Below are 19,495 nucleotides of genomic sequence, written 5' to 3' on the forward strand. Positions count from 1 at the left end.
AACGCTCATAGCTTGGCTTGTTTTGTAAAAAACCGAACGTGTATGCGATGGATTTCATTACTGATTTTTCACCTGCGAGCAGGGAGTTTGAGCTATACAAGTTGATGGTTGAGCAGGAATGCCTGGACGGTGAAGCGTTGCTTTCCGAAGCTTCCGATTTTTTTAAGAGACTCGACTGCCGGTACTTGGCGGTGGTCGATTGCGGGAAGGTTTTGGGGGTGTGTAGTCGTTCGAAGCTGGGGACTTTGCTCGGGTCGCAATTCGGTTTTGCGTTGCACTCTCGCTCCAAGGTTAGGGACTTCTTGGAGGAAGGCAGCATGACTGTGATGATGGGCGATAGCGTGGAGGCGATACTAGTGAGGGCCTTTTCTCGGGATAAGGGGGTGTATTGGCATGATGTCGTGGTGACTGACCGGGACGGGAATTATGTTGGTTTGCTGAGCGCGAATGTGCTGGTGGGATTGCAGAGCGAGCTCCTAGGTGAGAAGATCGAACACTTGCAGTCGCAAAAACATGCGCTGGAGGAGACGACTCGAGCTTTGCAGCTGTCGAACTTGAAGCTGGAAAAGGCGAGGGATGCGGGTCTCCAAGCGGCTCGGGCGAAATCCGAATTTTTGGCGGTGATGAGCCACGAGATTCGTACGCCTCTCAACGGCGTCATTGGAATGATGACCTTGCTGGAGGATTCGGAGTTGAATGCGGACCAGAGGGAACTGCTAGGGACGGCGAACCAGAGCGCGGAGGCATTGCTTCTTATATTGAACGACATTCTCGATTTCTCGCGTTTGGAATCGGGACACTTCGAAATCGAGACCCGTAGCTTTGAGATTCGAGAATTGGTGGAGTCGGTTTTGACTTTAATGCTGGAGTCGGCCCACGAATCAGGTTTGGAGGTCGTTTGCGACATAGACCCCGGAGTGCCGTTGTCGATCGTCTCGGACAGCGGGAGGATTCGACAAGTTTTGGCCAACCTGCTGGGCAATGCAGTCAAGTTTACGCAGAAAGGGCGGGTACGCGTTGGAGTGACGTGGGAAAAGGGCGTCGGTGCTGACTTATTGCGGTTCGAAGTCGAGGATACAGGAATCGGCATATCCGAAGAAGCGCAGCACCGCTTATTTGAACCATTTATGCAGGCTGATTCGTCGACGACGCGACGTTTTGGAGGCAGCGGATTGGGGTTAGCGATCTGCTCGCGACTGGCTTCGGCGATTGGTGGCGAGATTGGCGTTCGTAGCCAGGTAAGCCAGGGATCGACCTTTTGGTTTACAGTTAAAGCTGGCCGTTGCGAGAAGGAGGCGAATGTCTATCCGCCGCGCAAATCCTTGGGTGGGGAAGTTGCTCTTGTCTTCGTGAAGAACAAGGTCGCAGTGCGGCAGATAGAGCGGGAGCTGTCATGCCGTAACATCACTCCGCGAATCGCCCACAGCGAAAGCTCTTTCAAAACACTGCTTTCTAGCAAAGAGGTGAGGATTGATTTGGTTGTGTGCGATTCAGAATGCTCGAGCAACCTACAGGTGAGCACGATGCGAATCAAGGCTTGGATATCGGTATACTCAAGTCATGGATTGCCGCTGGTGAGATCGAGCTGTTGTCGGCATGCCCATGTATATTTACCGATTCGGCCGAGCCAATTTGGGAGAAGTGTGGAGACAGTCCTATGGGAAGGTGGAAACGAGACTGCCTGCCAGCCGAAAGGCAACGCTCCGGCTGCGATGCTGGCTCCGGAACGCTCCGCCAGGATTTTGATAGTCGAGGATAACCCCATAAACCGACGACTGGCTGAGCGTATGGTCAAGCGGTTCGGCCACGAATGCGATCTCGCGGAGGACGGTGTTGAGGCTTTGGAGGTCTGCGAAAGGGTAGAGTTTGATCTGATCCTTCTTGACTGTCAAATGCCTCGCATGGACGGTTATGAGTTTGCTCGCCGCTTCCGCGGGCGGGAAGCGGGGCGCGCGAACCAAGTCCGTAGAACTCCGATTGTCGCATTGACCGCAAACGCGTTGCAGGGTGACTGCGAGCTCTGTTTCGCCGCTGGTATGGACGGGTACTTGACGAAGCCATTGCGTAGGCCGTTGCTGAAGTCTGCGATTGAAAAGGTCCTAATGGGAGAGGTTGATCGAGCAGGTACCCTGCTATTCGACGCCTCAAGGACAGATCGCATCGAAAAGGGTTGACGAGGTGGAGGAAAAGGCCCTTGTTGGGCGTCTTTCAATTTTTCCATCATGGCAATCGAAGTAAAAATCCGCAAAAACGAACCTGTAGAACGTGCACTCCGCCGTCTGAAGAAGAAGCTCGACCGCGAAGGCGTCATCAAGGACGTACGCGCCAACCGCTACTTCGAAAAGCCTTCGCAAACGAAGCGCCGCCAGAAGAAGGTAGCTGCCTTCAACAACATGATCCGCTGCAAGTACGACAACTAGTCGTCCGCATCGAGGCTAAATTTCCAAAAGACGCACCCTGTAGGGTTGCGTCTTTTTTGTGTCCGAAAGAGGTCTTTCGATCGTGGAACGGAGATCGACGAGGCCGATTCTCTGGCAATGACAAAAGAAGGGGACGGGTTAGGATCCGTCCCTCTAGGCTGAAGTTTGTCGCCTATTGTTTTTCCCAGACGGTTAGTTCGGCCACATTGTGGTCGAAGGTACGCGCCGTTTTGCGGAGTACGTATTGGATGTCCTGGGCTTTGCCGAGCTGCTTGAAGTTAGATGACAGGAGTCTATCCAAGGTATCGCGTGTGGTGACATTCTCGCCGTCGACTTTGAACCCTCCGAGCCAGTGCTCTTGCTCAGTCACGCTTCTTTGCCAGTCGTAGGTCGAGGAGATAACAAGAAGTCCCCCGTCGTTGAGACGTTCGTGCACCGACTCCAAGAATTTCTGCGGGTTGTAGGAACGCTCCAGTAGGGTATCCAGCAGGACAAGGTCGTAGCCCGTGTAAATTGGCTTCAGGTTGGCTAGGTCGCCTTGCATGAACTCCACGTTGTCGCGAACGCAGTCGAGTCCGAGATCCTGTAAATTGGCTTGGTGGAAGGACACAATCTCACCCTCTTCCGGAAGGGTGTACTGGGTGTATCCTTTTTCCTTCATTTGCACGCCGATGCGAATCATTCGTGCGCTGAAGTCGATGCCAGTGACACTTTGGTAGCCGGCTGCTAGCTCGAAAGCTGAACGCCCTGTTTTGCAGCCCAAGGCGAGCGCTTTGGCCCGAGTACGTTTACTCGCGTGATCGAGGCAGATTTGAGCTATTCTTTCAGGGTAGTTAGCTACTCCGAAGTATTCCTTTCCGTAGTTAAATTCACAGTACGGAATTACTTCAGGGTCAGTCTCCCATGAGTCGTCTGGAATTTCGACGGGCGCGTCGCTCACGATGTAGCGAAAGCCTGCGTGTTGGTAGAAGTGGCGACGGAAGGCGTAGCGCGCATCGCGCATGAGCTCGTTTCCAGTGGCAATCCAAGAACCGCCTTTGATTATGTTGTGCTTGGTGTCAAAGGTCGGAGTCGAGAAATCGTCGTAAAGTGGATGAATTTCGAAGCCTGCGTAGCCGCGGATCGGGGTTTCGGTGTGTTGCCAGACGTTTCCGACGATATCGTGGAAACCGTGCTTGAACTCGTGAGTGTCCACCGGAACAGAGGAAGCAGGACCTTCAAGGTTTAGGTTACCAGGAGCTTGCCCCCAATCGGGTGCGTCGGGAAGTTCGCTGTAGTCGAGAAGTCGATACCACTCTTCCTCGGTAGGGAGGCGGACAGGTTGACTTGTCTTAGCGGCTTTCCAGTTACAGAATGCTTTGGCTTCCAAGTAGTTAGTTTCAGCGGGCCAAGACCAAGGCATGTTGATTTCCTTGAGCATGGTGCGGAACTTGTAGCTCCCATCTTCTTGAGGTAACCAGAAACGGGGGCAGGTCGCCTTTTCGTAGGTCACCCAATTCCAGCCTTCGTCGGTCCAGTAATCACGGGTGGCGTAGCCGCCATCTTCGACGAAATCGAGGAATTCTTTGTTGGATACGAGGTACTTGCTAGCAGTGAAATTTGTGACGTCCCTACTGTAGCTGCCGTATTCGTTGTCCCAACCATAGTAGGCATCGTCACGAGATTTGCCCAATGTGACGGTGCCTTGGGGAACTTCAAGGAGCTCGTTAGCAACTGGTTCGCTGTCACGACCGCAGATTTGCCATGTTGGGTGTTCACCGTTGAGAAGCTTCAGTGGTAGTTGGCGAATGAGTACAGAGCTGGTCTCGAGGTGGATGCGTTCGTGCTCTATCCCCATCATGATGGGCCAGAAAGGGCTCTCCCAGCCTATCGGCAGCGTTATCGGAAGGTTTGTGATGAGATTATCGATACAAGCACGAACCTGGTGGCGGTACTCCCGAACGTCGTCAGGGTCGGGCCACTCGTAATGGGACTCATTTAGGTCGTCCCATGACATTTCGTCTACACCGATGGCGAAGATGGATTCGAAGTTCGGATTGATTCGGTCGACTAGTTTCGCGAGCACCAGCTTGTTCATGAAGAAGGTTGCGGTGTGGCCGTAGTAGAAGATGAGGGGGTGGCGAAGCGCGTCGGCTCGGGTTCGGTAAGCCACTTTTTCGAGGAGGGTTTCGAAGAGCGCCTCATAGGCGTCGTACGTTTCGTGGAAGTAGCGTCGAATTTCTTCGCGCTTTGCTTCGGGGTCGCCTTCGGCGAGGTTGACCGTGTAGGGCGTCTTGATATCAGAGGGAGCCGATTTCGTAATCATAGTGGTCTGGTCGGTTGGAGTTGTCCCACTATTACGAATGGTGTTCGCGTGTGGCTGCAGGCAATACCGATGTGGTCCTATTCGTGACAAAATCGGACCAATTGAATTGATCCACCATGGTTGTGTACGACGGAGCTTTCGCGTTCCGCTATGCGAAAGAGGAGTCTAGAAATCGCTTTCGATTTCCGGGATCTTGTTGTCGGTTTTGACGACGGTGACGGGAATCTTGTTTTTGATAGCGATGCTTTGCTCTTTCAGGAACCGGGCTCCGACCGCCTCGCAGGCTTCGCCCACTGTCTTGCATGGATACTTACGCCCTTTCTTTGAGATGTTGTATTCGTAGGTTGCTCGAATGAGGCGGTCCATGGTTTCGGTTACGGAGTCGTCCTCTGGGATTTGAGCGACCCAACCGACGTAGTCTTGGTCGGGGATTGTGCCGTTCGGATCGGAAACGATGAGCACGAATTGCTTTTTGACCGTGGGCTCCTTGTTGGCCTTTTCCGCTTCTGCTTCTGCTGCTGCCTGCTCCTCGATTTGCTTGAGCACGGCTTGGATCATATCGGGCTCGAGATTGTTGTTGGTGAGGACTTCGTGAATCAGTTCTACGGAAACTTTTGGCATGGTGGTATTTCGGAGATTTTTTACTCGTGTCGTGGTACGCGCTCTGCTGGCGTTTATCTCAGACAGGCTTCTCAGATTTCCTGTCCTCCCACTCCATGCAAGAAGATATTTTCGACATCGTTGACGAAAACGATCGGGTCGTTGGCCAAGCGACCCGTTCCGATGCCCATGCCAAGAAGCTACGACACCGAGCCGTGCACGTGCTCATCTTCAATGATGAAGGAGAGGTTTTCTTGCAGAAGCGCTCCATGTCCAAGGATTCTTGGCCAGGAGCATGGGACTCTTCGTGCTCGGGGCATGTTGACAGCGGCGAGGACTATTTGACGGCAGCTCATCGGGAGCTCCAGGAAGAGCTCGGCTACGCCACTGAGCAGGACTTGGAAATGCTATTCAAACTGCTTCCTTGCGAAGATACGGGGGAAGAATTTATACACGTATACCGAGTGAAGGGCAATGGCCCGTTTCGTTTGAATCACGACGAGATCGAAATCGGCGAGTGGAAGCCGATCTCGAAGTTACTGGAAGGGATTGGGTTCACACCCCAGCGTTATTCCAGCGCTTTGCGTTTGATCATGGTACGGCTCCAGGCACTGCAGCTGCTGCCAGCCTCCTCTTAAACCCGATGGCGAAAATTCACTCATCCGCGATCGTTTCGCCGTCTGCCATCGTCGGCGATGACGTCGAAATCGGCCCTTACGCGATCGTCGAGGGAGACGTCGAAATAGGGTCGAACTCCAAGATCGAGGCTCATGCGGTACTCAAGGATGGAGCGCGTATTGGGAATTTCGTTACGGTGGGAAATTTTGCGGTTGTTGCGGGATTGCCGCAGGATTTGAGTTTCGATCCTACTATCCGTACGTTCGCTAGAGTTGGTGATGACACGACTCTGCGAGAGGGAGTTACCATCAATCGCGCGACGAAAGAAGGCGGATCCACAGTGGTGGGCTCTAAATGCTTCGTCATGGCGGAAGCTCACGTCGGACACGATTCGGTGGTGGGAAACGGGGTTGTCATTGGCAACGCCAGCTTGTTGGGCGGCCACGTTAGCGTGGGCGATAAGGCCTTCCTGGGGGGATGCTCGGGCGTTCACCAGTTTTGTCGCATTGGCGAGAGCGTGATGTTTGGTGGTCAATCGACTGCCACCATGGATGTTGCTCCTTTTACGATTTTCGCGGAGCGCAACTCGCTGTTCGGTTTGAACCTAGTAGGGTTGCGTCGCCGTGGTTTCGCAAAGGAAACGATCGCTGAACTGCAGAGCTGCTACCGAAAAGTATTTTTGGGTACAGGCAATATGCGCGCCTTGGCGGCGGCACTGAAGGAAGGCGAGACGGGGCAATCTCCTGAAGCCATGCGATTCCTCGACTTTTTTGCGGGTGGTAAGCGTGGATTCGCAACACCTGGCCGGTCATCCAAGTAATCCAATCATGAGAAGAATAGCTATCACTTGCGGCGATCCTTCCGGACTGGGGCCGGAATTAATCGAAGCCTGCCTCCGCGAGGAAAACTACGAGGAGGCTACCTTTGTGGTATTCGGTAGCAAGTCATGGTGTGAACGCTTGGAGGCCAAAGGCGAAGGGCGGATTCGCGGAGTTAGTCTCATTGATGCAGATTTTGTGGCGGGCCAGCCATGTCCCGAAGGAGCTCTTCTGGCCATGGCTGCTATGGAAGCTGCGGCGAAGTCCTGCAGCGATGGTGAGTGCGATGCAGTGGTAACAGGACCGATTTCCAAAGCTCTCTGCGTCAATGTTGGATATGCTTTTCCGGGGCAAACTGAGTTTTTTGCGGATCGCTGGGGAGGGGAGCCAACCATGGCTTTCGTGGGGGAAAACTTGAAGCTTTGCCTTGCGACATGGCACATTCCGCTCAGCGCGGTGCCGGCAGCATTGGACGAGACGACTTTTAAGCACAGTGTCCGTTCGGCGACTCAGCTCGGTCAGCGGCTCGGTTTCGAACGTCCGTGCATTCTAGTGTGTGGGCTGAATCCGCATGCTGGTGAAGGAGGGCTCCTTGGAAGCGAAGAAATCGAGCTTTTGAACCCATGGCTTGCGGAGCTGCGTGGAGAACTGACTGCTTCAATCGAAGACTGTGTCCCTGGCGACACTGCTTTTGGCCGTGCCATGAAAGGGCAGGCTGATGTGGTGGTGGCACTGTACCACGACCAAGGGTTGGCCCCTTTCAAGGCGGTGGACTTTGACAGTGGAGTGAATGTTACGCTGGGGCTCAAGCACTTGCGAGTGAGTCCGGACCACGGGACGGGATTCGAAATAGCTGGAAAAGGGGTCGCTAGCCGGGGCAGCACCCATCATGCGATCCAGCTTGCTTGCAAGATGCGTTAAAACCGCGCAGCGACTGTTTTAGGCAGGACTTGATTTTAGGCGAAGACACGCCGATATTTCCATCGTGCCAGAACAACAGACCATCCAATTGCCTGAGGGCGTGCGCAGAGGCGATGAGCGCCTAGTAAAGCTTACCGCGGCAGCAGTGTCGAAAGTGGCCAAGCTCGCCGCCAAGGAGTCGGACAAACCCTACCTTCGAGTGGGAATTTCTGGCGGCGGCTGCAACGGTCTATCCTACAAAATGCGGTTTGTGGCGGACGCGAGGAAAGGCGACATCCTCGTAGATTTTGGCGATGCCCAGGTGGTGGTGGACAGCAAGAGCGCGCTTTACCTCAAAGGGACGTACCTCGATTACTCGGATGCCCTCATCTCCGGCGGATTCAAGTTCAGCAACCCGAATGCGACCTCTAGCTGCTCTTGCGGAGAGAGCTTCAGCGTTTAGGGTATTCTCCGATTTGCGTGCCCAGTTGAGCTTTTGTCACTTGGATTTCAAGTGTTTAGGAGTAAATAGTGTTGATCATCAGGGGAAAGCCACGATTAGATGCTGCTTTAAGTCGTTTTAATCGAAGTATAAATATTGAATGCCAAAGCCACGAGGTAAGCGTAGACCCCCACGTAAACTAGACCCATTCGCCCAGATCAGGCGAAATCACCGTATACGGGTTCCCAAAATTCGAGTCGTTGGACCGGATGGAAAGCAGTACGGTGTCATGGACACGAAGGAGGCTTTGGAAGTCGCTCAAGGAGCTGGACTTGACTTGGTCGAAGTAGCGGCCCAAGCCCGCCCGCCCGTATGTCGTATTATGGACTTCGGCAAGTACGTGTACGAGCAGCAGAAGAAGTCTAAGGATAGTAAGACGACCTCGAGCAAGGTGAAGGAGGTGAAGTTCCGCCCCCGCGTCGAGCAGCATGACTACGAGACCAAGCTGCGCCGAGCAGAGCTCTTCCTCTCCAAGGGGAACAAGCTGAAGCTGACGCTTTCATTCCGTGGTCGCGAAATGTCGCACACGGAAATTGGGTTCGAAACCATTCGTCGCGCTATCGTTGATCTCGAGACAATGGGGCATGCGGACAATCAGCCTCGCTTGATTGGCCGTAATATCAACGTAATGGTTTCGCCACTACCAGCCAACAAGCGCAAGCCTAAGTTCCTCCGCGACGACGACGACCACGACGAAATCGAAGCTTCTGAGCATCATGAAGACGATCATGATGATGAAGATGGCGACGATAACGAAGGTGGCGAATCTGAACCTGCGAAGGATTAGTCGCACGCTGCAGCTTCCTGATACACTAATTTCGGATGCAACTTTTTAAACGAGGCGGCACGCTCACATTGGTAAGCGTTGCCGCCTCTTTTTTATTCTACGGCTGCCAGAGTACCGAGTCCACCAAGGTGGAAGAGAGAGTTGTTCCTCCTCCCGCGGAGGAGATGCCAGCCGACTTACAGAGTGAGACTCCGCCGGAGACAAATGTTGAAAAGCCAAGTGCGGCGGAACTGCGGGAATTGGAGGAGGCGATTGAGGCGAAATCTCAGCCAAAGTTGAGAGAGCCGCGCTCCATCACGGAACAGGCAAAATTATATGGAGCCAAAGTGACGCGTCTCGAACAAAGCAAGGAGTGGAAGCTGACGAAGGGCGACCGAATCTTAATGCTGAAGGAAGGCAGTCGTAACGCGTCTCTTGACGGCGTGAAGGTGATGTTGGATACGCCACTCAAGCGTGAGCGGGGAAATTGGCGATTAGGCGAGAGCGATCAGAAGATCGTTCTCAACTCGGCATTCGGAGCTTCGAAAGCGGGCGGAATCGAAGCGGGCACGATCGTCATCGATCCGGGCCATGGGGGCGTGCACGATGGAGCCAAAAACCAATCGATCGGCATATTGGAGAAGAATTTGGCCCTCGACGTTTCGCTACGGCTGCAAGGCCATTTGGAAGCGAACGGTTTCAAGGTGGTTTTGACGCGCTACGACGATCGCCACGTTGAGCTCAAGGAACGTCCCGCGATCGCTAATGGCTTAAAGGCGGACCTATTTGTGAGCGTTCATTTTAATGCTGCTGGCAAGTCCGATCCGAAAGGGCTGGAAACTTATATGTTTACGCCGGAAGGAAATCCAAGCAGCTCTGATTCGGAATCGGGCGATGATGCTGTCTTTTACCCTGTGAATCGTTTTGACCAGCAGAGTTTCGAGTTGGCTTACGCCATGCAGAAGACGATGACGACCCGGCTCGGCCGTGAAGATCGAGGCGTGAAGAAAGGACGTTGGGCAGTACTTAAGACTCTGGATTGTCCAGGAGTGCTGGTTGAGTGCGGCTTCGTATCAAACGATGACGAAGCTTTGCTCATTAGCACTGCCGGCTATCGGGAGCGAGTTTCTCAGGCATTGGCGGATGCAATAGTCGCTTACGCAGGCGTGGAAAAAAGCGAGTAGGGGCGACCGTACAATCATGGATCCTAAATCTATTCTCCTCGTCGGTCTTGGGAGCGCGTTGGGAGGCAGTCTTCGCTATGTGACGGTGATGTGGATTGACCGTAGAGCTACGGGAGATTTCCCAATGAGCGTTTTGATCGCGAATGTGGTGGGCTCCTTTTTGATCGGATTGTTGCTTCCGATGTATTCGAAATTTGGATGGGGAAAGGAAGAGGCGATTCCTCTTTTTCTATCATTTGGACTACTTGGTGGGTACACCACGTTTTCTACCTTTTCTTTGCAGACGCTCAAATTGTTGCAGGGAGGGTACTATGGGTTGGCAGGCCTGAACGCTGCCGGGAGTTTCTTCGCTTGTTTACTGGCGGTCTTCTGCGGGTGGAAGCTGGGGCAAATGATTTGGGGCTAGGCGGCCTTGAACGCGATTTGCAGCCCAGGGGCTGAAGTCAACCCTGTCGGCTTTGTTTGGCTCCGCCCTACGGTGCGAAAAAGCCGCGTTCCAGATGTTGGATACGCGGCTTTGTGAAAGTAAAATTCGGTTCTGATTAGATCGTTTCGATGATTTTGTCAGCGAGACCGTAGTTGATCGCTTCTTGAGCACTCATGTAGAAGTCGCGGTCGGTATCGGTTTGGATCTTTTCCAACGGCTGACCAGAAGCTTCAGAAAGAATGCGATTCAGCTCCTCGCGAGTCTTCTCCATATCTTGAGCGAAGATGTGAATGTCTACCGCTGGACCTTGGAACTGTCCGCCGATGAGTGGCTGATGGATCAGTACTTTAGCGTGTGGGTAGAGGAGACGTTTCCCTTTTTTAGGGGCCGAAAGAAGGATTGATCCCATCGAGGCTGCGAGGCCTGTGACGACGACGGTCACCTCTGAGGTGATGAGCTTGATCGTATCGTAGATGGCGAGGCCAGCTGTCACGGAGCCACCTGGAGTGTTGATATAAAAGGTGATATCCTTTCCCGGCGCGTCCGCTTCGAGATAGAGGAGCTTTTCTGTGACGTCCTTGGCGGTTTCGTCGGAAACTTGTCCCCACAGGAAGATTTTGCGCTCTTCGAGAAACTTTTTTTGGATCTGCGAGCCGATCTGGGATTCTGATGATTTTTCTTCTTTTTTGGGCATCTGTAATTTGTTGGTTGTAGTTGTTGGTAGCCAACAAGCTGCGATTGGCAAGGAATTCGACGCGAAAGACGAGAACTGAAGTCCTCGTCATTGCCTAAATATCTAGTGACAACCGCTTTCGAGTGATGACTTACACGAGGCCCAAGATCATGCGGCCTTCTTCGCTGATCATGCTTTGGTCCCAAGCTGGTTCCCAGACAAGATTGACCTCGGCTTCGTCAGCGCCAGGTACGAGCATTATCTTGCTCTTGGCGTCTTCGGCTATGGCGGGCCCCATGCCGCAACCAGGAGCAGTGAGGGTCATTTGTACGACGACCTTGTTGGCGCTGTTCTCGGTTTCCTCAACGACCATGGAGTAAACAAGTCCTAAATCCACGATGTTGACTGGGATTTCAGGATCGTAAACGTTGCGGAGCTGCTGCCAGATTGCTTCCTCGTCGGGCGACTCCCCTGAGGGCTCAGCCTTGGACTGCTTGGCAGCTTCTGCGGCAGCGGCTTGTTCCTCCGCGATATCGGATCCGAGAGCGTCTGCGTCGCGACCGTCTATGCGGGCTAGCCCGTAGTCGGTCATGACGGTGTAGCTGCCGCCTAATTGCTGGGTGATGTGTACCTTCGAAAGGGCGGGAAGCTGAATGGGGTCGCCACTTGGAATTTGTACCGCTTCAACCTCGCGGGTGAGGCTGCGTTGCTGCTGTTCTTCGGTCTGCATGGTAATCTGATTAGAGTTCGCTGATTCCGGTTCGCGTGACAAGCTTGCTCCTACTTGCTGAGGCGCTTCTTGAACTTGTCTTGAATGATTTGGCGTGCGTTTTCCGCAACGGTTTCGCAACTGATACGCTCGAGTATTTCTTCGAAGAAGCCGTACACGATCAGCTCCTGAGCCTTTTCGCGAGTGATGCCTCGAGCGAGCATGTAGAAAATTTCTTCGTCCTCGATCTGAGATGTAGTGGCACCATGGCTACACTTGACGTCGTTGGCATCAATTTCGAGCCCGGGCAGGGAATTTGCCTCCGCGGTGCCACTGAGCAGCAAGTTGCGGTTTGTCTGGTAGGCGTCGGTTTGTTGGGCGCCAGGATCGACCTTGATCAAGCCCGAGAAAATGGTGCGAGCGTTATCGACCAGAGCGTTTTTGAAGAGCAAGTCCGAAACCGCGTTTGGCGCGGAGTGGGTCTGCAGGGTGCGTTGGTCGATCTCCTGATCGTGGTCTGCGACCGCGAGGGAGAGCATTTCGACCTTGGAGCCAGCTCCTTTTATTTGCCCGTGCGTTTCGGAGCGGTAGCGTTTGCAGCCAACGTTGACGCTGATGGTCTTCACGTTGGAGTCCTTGCCCGCGACGTTGGAGTTGATCTGGAAGCCGAGTGTCTGCTCATTGAAGTTCTGTAGGAGCGTGTAGTCTACAGTGGAACCCACACCGGCGAAGATGTGGTTAACCCCACAGGAAAACGCCGCTGCGTCTTCGGTGGCAGATAGGTTGGCTTCGACAAGCTTCACCTTCGCCAAGTCCTCGGTGATCACGAGAGTGTGCGGGAAGATGGCGGATCCAGCGTTGATGCTCCAGTTGTAGACTACGAAGGCATCCTCGATCTCGACGCCCCTTGGAACGTAGAGCAGAGCTCCGTTTTCCATGAAGGCACGGTGTAGGGCGGCGAACTTCTCGGAGCCGAGGGCGGCCTCTTGCTTCATGAAGTAATCTTTAACGATGTCGCCGTGTTTGGAGACTGCCTCCCGAAACGGTGCCCAGATGACGCCTTTTTCGGCAAGCTCGGGAGAGATGCGATCCGCCTGCAGCGTTTGGTCGTCGCCGAATACGAAGCGTCCGGAGAAGTTCTCGATGAAATTCGAGCGGGCTACGAGGGAAGCGGCGTCGCTAATGCTCGGCAGAGCGGCGAACCTGACGTCTGTCAATTCGAGGCCTTTCACGGTCGCGAAGCGCCAAGGCTCATCGCGGCGGGTAGGCAAAGCGATACTTTCGAACGTGTCGAAGGCTTCGGATTTGCTCTTTTTCCACCATGATGGAGCTGTATCCAAATCTTCGATATGGCGATTGAATGCCTCTTTGATCGGACTGATCGCGTCGCTGCTTTCGCTCATGGGTGTGTCTTTTGTAAGTGAACTCACTTCTAAATGGGTGTTTGGTTTTCGGTCTTTGGCGCTAGGTCGCTTATCCGACAGAGCCTTCCATTTCCAGTTCGATGAGGCGCTTGAGCTCGACGCTGTATTCCATGGGGAATTGGCGCGTGAGATCGTTGACGAATCCGTTAACGCTGAGGCTCATCGCTTCACCTTCGCTCAGGCCGCGCTGCTGCATGTAGAATATCTGCTCGGCAGATACTTTGGAGACGGAGGCTTCGTGCTGCACGGCGTTCTTGTTGCCGCGAACGGTGATGGCTGGGTAAGTGTCGGTGCGTGAGTTCTCGCTGATGAGAAGGGCATCGCATTCGGTGTTGTTCTTACAGCCTTTCAAGTTTTTCGGCATGTGGACCTGTCCCCGGTATGTCGAACGGCCTTTGCCGACGCTGATCGACTTGGAGATGATGTTGCTGGTGGTTTCGTCCGCAGCATGGATCATCTTCGCACCCGTGTCTTGGTGCTGTCCGTCGTTGGCGAGGGCGATAGAGAGGACTTCACCACGAGCCTTCTTGCCTTTCAGAACGACACCTGGGTACTTCATGGTTAGGCGGCTGCCGATGTTGCAGTCGATCCATTTGACGGTCGCTCCTTCGTGAGCGATGGCACGTTTGGTTACCAGGTTGAAAACGTTTGAAGACCAGTTCTGCACGGTGACATACTCGATCTTGGCGCCGGGCATGGCGACCAGCTCGACGACTGCGGAGTGCAGAGTGGCTGTGTCAAACTTCGGAGCGGTACAACCTTCCATGTAGGTGACCTCAGAGCCTTCGTCGGCGATAATGAGAGTCCGTTCGAACTGGCCGAAGTTTTCCGCGTTGATGCGGAAGTAGGCTTGCAGCGGGTGGCTCACCTTCACGCCTGGAGGGACGTAGATGAATGAACCGCCGGAGAAAACGGCACTGTTGAGAGCAGAGAACTTGTTGTCACCGGTAGGGATGACCTTGCCGAACCACTTCTTGAAAATTTCGGGGTGTTTCATGAGCCCCTCAGTGGAACCCACGAAAATAACACCCTGCTTGCCGACGCTTTCCTTGATATTTGAATACGCGGCTTCGGAGTCGAACTGCGCTTCGACACCGGCGAGGAACTTGCGTTCGTTCTCCGGAATACCGAGGCGTTCGAAGGTTTGCTTCACATCGTCGGGAACGTCGTCCCACGTCTTGGATGCACGATTACCCCCAGAGAGGTAGTAGCGGATCTTGTTGAAGTCGATGTTTTCAAGGTCCTTGGTCGCCCAGTTAGTCGGCATGGGCTTAGACTCGAAGACCTTCAGGGCACGCTTACGAAAGTCGCGGATCCATTGGTCTTCCTCTTTGACGTCGCAAATGTAGTCGATGACTTTCTCGGAAAGTCCGATCCCCGCGTCGAATTTATGACTTTCGGTGAAACGGAAATTCCCTTTCTCGCGATCGACTTCGATTTCTGAATTTGGTGTAACCATAATTTTGGTACGTTGAATGTTTTCGTGACTAGCGATTCGCTAGCGTTACGATGCGGCGACTTCGCCAGCGAGTTCCTTGACCCACTCGTAACCCCTGCTTTCGAGCTCGAGGGCGAGTTCCTTGGGACCGCTCTTGACGATACGGCCGTCATACATGACATGCACGACATCGGGGATGATGTAGTCGAGGAGACGTTGATAGTGGGTGATGACGAGGGCACCGAGGTTCGGGCCACGCATAGAGTTTACACCTTCGGCGACGATCTTGAGGGCGTCGATATCGAGGCCAGAGTCGGTTTCGTCGAGCACTGCGTACTTGGGCTCAAGCATTGCCATTTGGAGAATTTCGCAGCGCTTCTTTTCGCCGCCGGAGAAACCATCGTTTACGGAGCGGGCGGTGAACTTGCGGTCGATCTTGAGCATGTCCATCTTGGCATAGAGGGACTTGTAGTAGTCGGGGGCATTGAGCTCCTCGTCCTCTGGCAGGCGAGCATTGAGGGCCGCTCGAATGAAGTTAGCGATGGTAACGCCTGGTATTTCCATCGGGTACTGGAAGGCTAGGAAAAGTCCGGCACGAGAGCGCTCGTCCGCCTCCATGTCCATGATGCTCTCGCCGTCGACGATGACCTCACCGCTTGTGACCTCGTAGTCAGGGTGGCCTGCTATAGCTTTCGCCAGGGTGCTCTTGCCGGTGCCGTTTGGACCCATGATGGCGTGAACTTCACCCTTTGGAACCGTTAGGCTGAAGTCTTTTAGGATCTGCTTGTCGCCGATGCTTACGTTGAGGTTCTTTATTTCGAGTTTGTTGCTCATGGTAATTTAAAATTTTGGTTCTTTTGGTTAGGCGATAGGTTCAGCAGCCGCTTTTCCGCGGAAGGTAATGTCAATAGAGCTGACGTCAAAACCCTGTGGAAGGAGGTGTGTCAGCTTCGAAATGGTAGCGGGATCGAGCTGGACGTCATAAATCGTTCCGGACTCGTTGTCGTGAAAGTGGGCGTGCTCGGTGAGGTTTGGGCAGTAGCGAGTGGATTCTCGCTCGAGGTGAACTTGCTTGACGAGGTCGCACTGTACGAGTGTGTCGAGGCAATTGTAAACGGTTGCTAACGAGATGGTTGGCATCTCTTGCTTGGCTCGAGCGAAGATCTCGTCAGCGGTGGGGTGGTCTCGCTTAGTTAGGATCGCGTCGTATACGATCTCGCGCTGGCGAGTCGAACGAAGACCGGAAGCGGCGAGCTTCTGATGCAGGATCTCTGTTTTGACTTCGTTGTTCATTGTTTCTTGGTGGCGTGTTTATTTGGAATAACTCTAAGTCGCAGTATCGAAATGGAATAATTCTAAATATCAAGTGAAAATTGGAATCGTTCCAAATAAAGGAGACAAAGGTGTTTAATTGGAGGATGAGTTCTGGGTGCTAGGTTTCAGGTTCCGGGTGCCAGATTCCGGATTTTAGGGTCTAAGGGCGTGTGGGTGGTGTATGGGGGCTTCGCGAGGTGAGTGCAGCTGGTAATTGGGGGCAGTGCGTTGATCGGGCTGCTTATTCGGCGAAGGGAGGTCGTTTCCAAAGGGGATTTGATCGGCGGGCTATTCGGGAAAGAGGGATGCGTCGAGGCCGGGGATGAGATTGAGGGCGTTTTGGTAGTAGAGCTTTTTGAGGATTTCGTCGGGGAGATCGAGGCCGTACATGCGCCAGAAGGCGTGGTAGCGTTTGTAGTAGGGGAAGTACTCGTCGTCGGTTTCGAGGACGCGGAAGTAGGTGTGGAATTCTTGGGGGTGGTAGGCGTCTTTTCCGAAGAGGACGCGGTCCTGGTATTTCTCGAAGAAGCGGTTGGCGGCGCGGGGCTGGCGTCCCAGTTCAGCGATGACGGCGGCGATGCCGACGTGCATGTTGGGAATTTCGTCGAGAAGCTGGCCGAGCTTGTCGAGGTCATTGGCGTGCCAGCCCATGTGGGCGGCGATGAATTGGGTTTTAGGGTGGGCTTTGAACATGCGGTGTTGCTCGGACATGATTTGGGCCCAGGGGGCGGGATCGGTGTCGGAGCGTTTGCGTCGGGGGTGGGTTTTGAGTTCGAGCCAGCGTTCGTTTTGCTCGTCCTGTGGAAGCCAGAACTGTTTGGGGTCGGCGGAGTGGATGAGGACGGGGATTCCGAGTTCGCCGCATTTGTCCCAAACGGGACCAAGACGCGGGTCGTCGACGGCGATGCGGTTTCCTTTTGTATCCGTGTTGGACATACCGAGTCCCTTGAAGATTTTGAGGCCTTTGGCTCCGTTTTCGAAATCGGTCTGCAGCTGGGCGAGGGTACGGACTTTCCAGTCGGCTTGATCGACGTTGTTGAAGTCTAGGTTTGTGAATACGACGAAGCGGTTGGGGTAGTGTTGGGCGACGTTGTCGGTCATGGCCTTGAGGCGGGAGCCGCCACGGCCAGAGAGGTTGACCATGATGGCCATGTTCATGGCGTCCATCTCGGTGGCGAGCTGGGTAAGGTTTTGGGAGTCCATTTGCCACTGGTGCGAATGCACGTCAATGAAGGGGAAGCGGGCGCGGGTGACGATATGTTCCGGCACGACGAGGCTGGAAGGCGGGTCGTAGGCTTCCCATTCGAGACTTTGGGCTGCGGAGTCGGGGACAATATTAGGGAGGAGGCTGAGAGCTGCGAGGGCGATTGGGGTGGTGGTGGCGTAGAGTCGGCTTTTCATAGTTGGAGGGCTTGGCTTTGTTTGGAGTATGGTTGGGCGAGAGAAGCAACGTGCGATGGGTTTACCCAGTAGACCCGCTGAGGCGGGGGCCATTGCAGACTTGTCCTTAGAAGGCACGGTGCGCGGTTGGTTCAGTGCTGGAATCGCGCGTGGGACTGCGCGGCATGCGGCGGGCTGAGAGGTCGTTATGGCTAATGATTCTTTCCAACAGGTTCCCTCGTGCGAAGTCGATTTTGCAGGATTGGATTCCGTGGAGGCTGCGGGTTTGGATTCGTTTGATCATTTGTCCGCGTACCGGAAGCTGGGGCCGATCTACTCGCTGCAGTTTCGAGGAGAGCGTTGGATTTGCATGGGTGGGGTGGATGCGAACGCGGCAGCTCGGAGGAATCCGGACATGTGGGATTATCAGTCTGCCTTGACGCCGTTTCGGGATGTGATGGGGAAGCGTCATGTGACGCGAATGGACGGGAAGGAGCATCGGCAGAAGCGTAAACAGCTCAAGCCCGGCTTCGCGATGAGCGCGATCGCTCGTTGGATTCCTAGCATCGATGGGATCGTGAAGGAGCGACTGCGGTCGGCGGAGGATGGGGCGACCTCGCTGGCTGACTTTTTCATGGCGACTTTGACGGATGCCAATTCGCCAACGGTGTTGAAGGCTCCGCTGAGCGAGGAGGCGGTTCGTGTTTTTATCCGGTTCGAAGAGAGCTTTATCGGGGCGACGGTTTGGGAGAAGTAGTGGCGAAAGGCATTTACGAGAGCGAGGCGTTCTTGGCGGACAAGGACTTCGTCTTCGGTTTGCTGGGAGATTTTGTGAAACGGAGAATTGCCGGGGAAGAGGCTGGTGTGGACGATAATTTTTCGGAAGTGTTGGCTCGGACTTTGGAAGACAATGACGGAGAGGTCGACCTGCAGGAATTGATTTCCGAGGCTTATCTTCTCTTGATGGCGGGGACGGGCAATACGGCGAAGCTGCTCAATTGCGGCTTGCAGCACATCTTGGCGGATAGCGAGTGGCTGGGGGAGTTCCGCGAAGAATTGGCCGGATATGGTCAGGATTCGTTTGCTCGAGGAATAAAGGCGTATCCAAAATTTAAGGCCACGATCTTCGAGATCGAGCGCATGTTTCCGGCGGCTCCGGTGTTGGCTCGTACGGTGGCGAAGCCGTTCGAGTTCGCAGGGTACCGATTGGAGAGGGGAGAGAAGGTGCTACACTTGCAGACCTTGCCTCATTTTTGGGAGGAAGTTTACGAGGAGCCGTATCGCTTTAAGCCGATTCGTTGGATCGAAAACAAGTATTCCAAGAAGAGTCGGGGGAGTTTTGGCGGGAGCACGCATATTTGCCTCGGGATGAACTTGGCGCGTATTCACATGCCGATCGTGCTGGCAAATGTGTTATCTGGATACGAACTGCGGCAGGAATCCAAAGATGAGATAAAGGTGAACTTTAACTATGGCGTGCCGCAAGTATCCGATATTTTGGGACGTTTTGTGGCTCGGATCTAGTGAGCGGTTTCTCGCGAAAGGATGAAATGGATAACGAAGGGTGATTGGGACGGGTTCTTTGGTCTGGGACTGAACAACTTCGTAAATTTACTACTGATCATCAACCTCTGCGTTTTTGCACTTGGTTTTAGTCCTGAATTTGTGGCGACTCGGGTGTTGCCGGCTTTGGCGATTGGCTTGATTTTCGGGAACGTGTTTTACGCGTGGCAGGCTAAGGGCTTCGCGACGCGGATAGGTCGAGACGATGTTTGTGCGTTGCCTTATGGCATCAATCTGCTGCCGATTTTCTTCTTCACGTTTTACGTGATGATTCCCGCTCAGCAGATTGCCTTGGCGGAGGGAGCAAGTAAGGAAGAAGCGGATACGATATCGAGGATAGCGGGAGTGCTGGCATGTTTCGGTTCCGGATTGATCGAGGAGGTGGGGGCGCTTTTCGTGCACCATTTGCGCAAGGTGGCGGCACGGGCGGCGTTGTTGTCGGCGTTGGCGTAGA

The 19,495-nt window shown here is 54.0% G+C and carries 21 protein-coding genes; 12 read left to right on the forward strand and 9 right to left on the reverse strand.

Translation table 11 applies throughout. The features are described from left to right. The first annotated feature begins 47 nt into the window (after positions 1-47). Both QEH53_RS08325 and rpsU read left to right on the forward strand, forming a co-directional pair. Positions 48-2,174, forward strand: coding sequence for an ATP-binding protein (locus tag QEH53_RS08325; protein ID WP_309022709.1), 2,127 nt, complete (start codon positions 48-50; stop codon positions 2,172-2,174). A 48-nt stretch (positions 2,175-2,222) separates the two neighbouring features. After that, complete coding sequence (rpsU, locus tag QEH53_RS08330; protein WP_008103948.1) at positions 2,223-2,420, forward strand: 30S ribosomal protein S21; 198 nt, start codon at positions 2,223-2,225, stop codon at positions 2,418-2,420. A 172-nt stretch (positions 2,421-2,592) separates the two neighbouring features. Here rpsU and ovoA read toward each other — a convergent pair whose 3' ends face one another. Together ovoA and QEH53_RS08340 are read right to left on the reverse strand one after the other, a co-directional pair. Continuing rightward, positions 2,593-4,725, reverse strand: a complete 2,133-nt coding sequence (ovoA, locus tag QEH53_RS08335; RefSeq protein WP_309022710.1) for a 5-histidylcysteine sulfoxide synthase — start codon at positions 4,723-4,725, stop codon at positions 2,593-2,595. Positions 4,726-4,890: 165 nt separating this feature from the next. Continuing rightward, positions 4,891-5,346, reverse strand: a complete 456-nt coding sequence (locus QEH53_RS08340) for a hypothetical protein (RefSeq protein ID WP_309022711.1) — start codon at positions 5,344-5,346, stop codon at positions 4,891-4,893. A gap of 95 nt (positions 5,347-5,441) precedes the next feature. Between QEH53_RS08340 and QEH53_RS08345 the strand changes: the two genes are divergently transcribed. The 7 genes from QEH53_RS08345 (at position 5,442) to QEH53_RS08375 (ending at position 10,519) form a co-directional block, all read left to right on the forward strand. Next, positions 5,442-5,963 (forward strand): NUDIX domain-containing protein, encoded by a 522-nt coding sequence (locus QEH53_RS08345; RefSeq protein WP_309022712.1) that lies wholly within the window; start codon positions 5,442-5,444, stop codon positions 5,961-5,963. 5 nt (positions 5,964-5,968) lie between these two features. Then, positions 5,969-6,763 carry an acyl-ACP--UDP-N-acetylglucosamine O-acyltransferase gene (lpxA, locus tag QEH53_RS08350; protein WP_309022713.1) on the forward strand — a complete coding sequence of 265 codons (795 nt, stop codon included), beginning with the start codon at positions 5,969-5,971 and terminating at the stop codon, positions 6,761-6,763. 7 nt (positions 6,764-6,770) lie between these two features. Next, positions 6,771-7,682, forward strand: coding sequence for a 4-hydroxythreonine-4-phosphate dehydrogenase PdxA (gene pdxA / locus QEH53_RS08355; RefSeq protein ID WP_309022714.1), 912 nt, complete (start codon positions 6,771-6,773; stop codon positions 7,680-7,682). A gap of 64 nt (positions 7,683-7,746) precedes the next feature. Next, a complete protein-coding gene (locus QEH53_RS08360; protein ID WP_309022715.1) occupies positions 7,747-8,124 on the forward strand; it encodes an iron-sulfur cluster assembly accessory protein in 378 nt (125 codons plus the stop codon). 139 nt (positions 8,125-8,263) lie between these two features. Beyond that, complete coding sequence (gene infC / locus QEH53_RS08365) at positions 8,264-8,950, forward strand: translation initiation factor IF-3 (protein WP_309022716.1); 687 nt, start codon at positions 8,264-8,266, stop codon at positions 8,948-8,950. A 35-nt stretch (positions 8,951-8,985) separates the two neighbouring features. After that, positions 8,986-10,113: an N-acetylmuramoyl-L-alanine amidase gene (locus tag QEH53_RS08370; protein ID WP_309022717.1), complete on the forward strand. Its 1,128-nt coding sequence runs from the start codon at positions 8,986-8,988 to the stop codon at positions 10,111-10,113. Between the two features lie 16 nt (positions 10,114-10,129). Continuing rightward, positions 10,130-10,519, forward strand: coding sequence for a CrcB family protein (locus QEH53_RS08375; protein WP_309022718.1), 390 nt, complete (start codon positions 10,130-10,132; stop codon positions 10,517-10,519). A gap of 136 nt (positions 10,520-10,655) precedes the next feature. On the opposite strand, the gene QEH53_RS08380 is transcribed toward QEH53_RS08375, so the two are convergent. From QEH53_RS08380 to QEH53_RS08410, 7 genes are all read right to left on the reverse strand, one after another. After that, positions 10,656-11,279 carry an ATP-dependent Clp protease proteolytic subunit gene (locus QEH53_RS08380; RefSeq protein ID WP_345785712.1) on the reverse strand — a complete coding sequence of 208 codons (624 nt, stop codon included), beginning with the start codon at positions 11,277-11,279 and terminating at the stop codon, positions 10,656-10,658. Between the two features lie 85 nt (positions 11,280-11,364). Then, the gene (sufT, locus tag QEH53_RS08385; RefSeq protein ID WP_309022720.1) at positions 11,365-11,943 is read right to left on the reverse strand and encodes a putative Fe-S cluster assembly protein SufT; all 579 of its coding nucleotides are present in this window, start codon (positions 11,941-11,943) and stop codon (positions 11,365-11,367) included. A gap of 50 nt (positions 11,944-11,993) precedes the next feature. Next, positions 11,994-13,352 carry a Fe-S cluster assembly protein SufD gene (gene sufD, locus QEH53_RS08390; protein ID WP_309022721.1) on the reverse strand — a complete coding sequence of 453 codons (1,359 nt, stop codon included), beginning with the start codon at positions 13,350-13,352 and terminating at the stop codon, positions 11,994-11,996. Positions 13,353-13,395: 43 nt separating this feature from the next. After that, positions 13,396-14,805 (reverse strand): Fe-S cluster assembly protein SufB, encoded by a 1,410-nt coding sequence (sufB, locus tag QEH53_RS08395; RefSeq protein WP_309022722.1) that lies wholly within the window; start codon positions 14,803-14,805, stop codon positions 13,396-13,398. Positions 14,806-14,850: 45 nt separating this feature from the next. Beyond that, the gene (gene sufC, locus QEH53_RS08400) at positions 14,851-15,618 is read right to left on the reverse strand and encodes a Fe-S cluster assembly ATPase SufC (RefSeq protein WP_309022723.1); all 768 of its coding nucleotides are present in this window, start codon (positions 15,616-15,618) and stop codon (positions 14,851-14,853) included. Positions 15,619-15,645: 27 nt separating this feature from the next. Further along, positions 15,646-16,077 (reverse strand): transcriptional repressor, encoded by a 432-nt coding sequence (locus tag QEH53_RS08405; protein ID WP_309022724.1) that lies wholly within the window; start codon positions 16,075-16,077, stop codon positions 15,646-15,648. A gap of 309 nt (positions 16,078-16,386) precedes the next feature. Next, positions 16,387-17,499 carry an amidohydrolase family protein gene (locus tag QEH53_RS08410; RefSeq protein WP_309022725.1) on the reverse strand — a complete coding sequence of 371 codons (1,113 nt, stop codon included), beginning with the start codon at positions 17,497-17,499 and terminating at the stop codon, positions 16,387-16,389. A 187-nt stretch (positions 17,500-17,686) separates the two neighbouring features. Here QEH53_RS08410 and QEH53_RS08415 point away from each other — a divergent pair, with 187 nt between their 5' ends. The 3 genes from QEH53_RS08415 to QEH53_RS08425 are packed head-to-tail and all read left to right on the forward strand — an operon-like array spanning position 17,687 to position 19,494. After that, positions 17,687-18,235 carry a hypothetical protein gene (locus tag QEH53_RS08415; RefSeq protein ID WP_309022726.1) on the forward strand — a complete coding sequence of 183 codons (549 nt, stop codon included), beginning with the start codon at positions 17,687-17,689 and terminating at the stop codon, positions 18,233-18,235. Continuing rightward, complete coding sequence (locus QEH53_RS08420; protein WP_309022727.1) at positions 18,235-19,002, forward strand: cytochrome P450; 768 nt, start codon at positions 18,235-18,237, stop codon at positions 19,000-19,002. Before QEH53_RS08415 ends, QEH53_RS08420 begins: the two co-directional genes overlap by 1 nt. Positions 19,003-19,023: 21 nt before the next feature. Continuing rightward, positions 19,024-19,494 (forward strand): hypothetical protein, encoded by a 471-nt coding sequence (locus QEH53_RS08425; RefSeq protein WP_309022728.1) that lies wholly within the window; start codon positions 19,024-19,026, stop codon positions 19,492-19,494. Position 19,495 lies beyond the last annotated feature (1 nt).

The sequence above is a fragment of the Pelagicoccus sp. SDUM812002 genome (genome assembly GCF_031127835.1).
Lineage (GTDB): Bacteria > Verrucomicrobiota > Verrucomicrobiia > Opitutales > Opitutaceae > Pelagicoccus.

Excerpts from the sequence above, each read along its gene's own strand:
- QEH53_RS08410 (WP_309022725.1), bottom strand. The coding sequence starts at position 17,499 with ATGAAAAGCCGACTCTACGCCACCACCACCCCAATCGCCCTCGCAGCT.
- QEH53_RS08345 (WP_309022712.1), top strand. The coding sequence starts at position 5,442 with ATGCAAGAAGATATTTTCGACATCGTTGACGAAAACGATCGGGTCGTT.
- QEH53_RS08370 (WP_309022717.1), top strand. The coding sequence starts at position 8,986 with ATGCAACTTTTTAAACGAGGCGGCACGCTCACATTGGTAAGCGTTGCC.
- QEH53_RS08340 (WP_309022711.1), bottom strand. The coding sequence starts at position 5,346 with ATGCCAAAAGTTTCCGTAGAACTGATTCACGAAGTCCTCACCAACAAC.
- infC (WP_309022716.1), top strand. The coding sequence starts at position 8,264 with ATGCCAAAGCCACGAGGTAAGCGTAGACCCCCACGTAAACTAGACCCA.
- sufC (WP_309022723.1), bottom strand. The coding sequence starts at position 15,618 with ATGAGCAACAAACTCGAAATAAAGAACCTCAACGTAAGCATCGGCGAC.
- QEH53_RS08415 (WP_309022726.1), top strand. The coding sequence starts at position 17,687 with ATGGCTAATGATTCTTTCCAACAGGTTCCCTCGTGCGAAGTCGATTTT.
- lpxA (WP_309022713.1), top strand. The coding sequence starts at position 5,969 with ATGGCGAAAATTCACTCATCCGCGATCGTTTCGCCGTCTGCCATCGTC.
- sufT (WP_309022720.1), bottom strand. The coding sequence starts at position 11,943 with ATGCAGACCGAAGAACAGCAGCAACGCAGCCTCACCCGCGAGGTTGAA.
- QEH53_RS08325 (WP_309022709.1), top strand. The coding sequence starts at position 48 with ATGGATTTCATTACTGATTTTTCACCTGCGAGCAGGGAGTTTGAGCTA.
- QEH53_RS08425 (WP_309022728.1), top strand. The coding sequence starts at position 19,024 with ATGAAATGGATAACGAAGGGTGATTGGGACGGGTTCTTTGGTCTGGGA.
- rpsU (WP_008103948.1), top strand. The coding sequence starts at position 2,223 with ATGGCAATCGAAGTAAAAATCCGCAAAAACGAACCTGTAGAACGTGCA.
- pdxA (WP_309022714.1), top strand. The coding sequence starts at position 6,771 with ATGAGAAGAATAGCTATCACTTGCGGCGATCCTTCCGGACTGGGGCCG.
- QEH53_RS08375 (WP_309022718.1), top strand. The coding sequence starts at position 10,130 with ATGGATCCTAAATCTATTCTCCTCGTCGGTCTTGGGAGCGCGTTGGGA.
- ovoA (WP_309022710.1), bottom strand. The coding sequence starts at position 4,725 with ATGATTACGAAATCGGCTCCCTCTGATATCAAGACGCCCTACACGGTC.
- sufB (WP_309022722.1), bottom strand. The coding sequence starts at position 14,805 with ATGGTTACACCAAATTCAGAAATCGAAGTCGATCGCGAGAAAGGGAAT.
- QEH53_RS08405 (WP_309022724.1), bottom strand. The coding sequence starts at position 16,077 with ATGAACAACGAAGTCAAAACAGAGATCCTGCATCAGAAGCTCGCCGCT.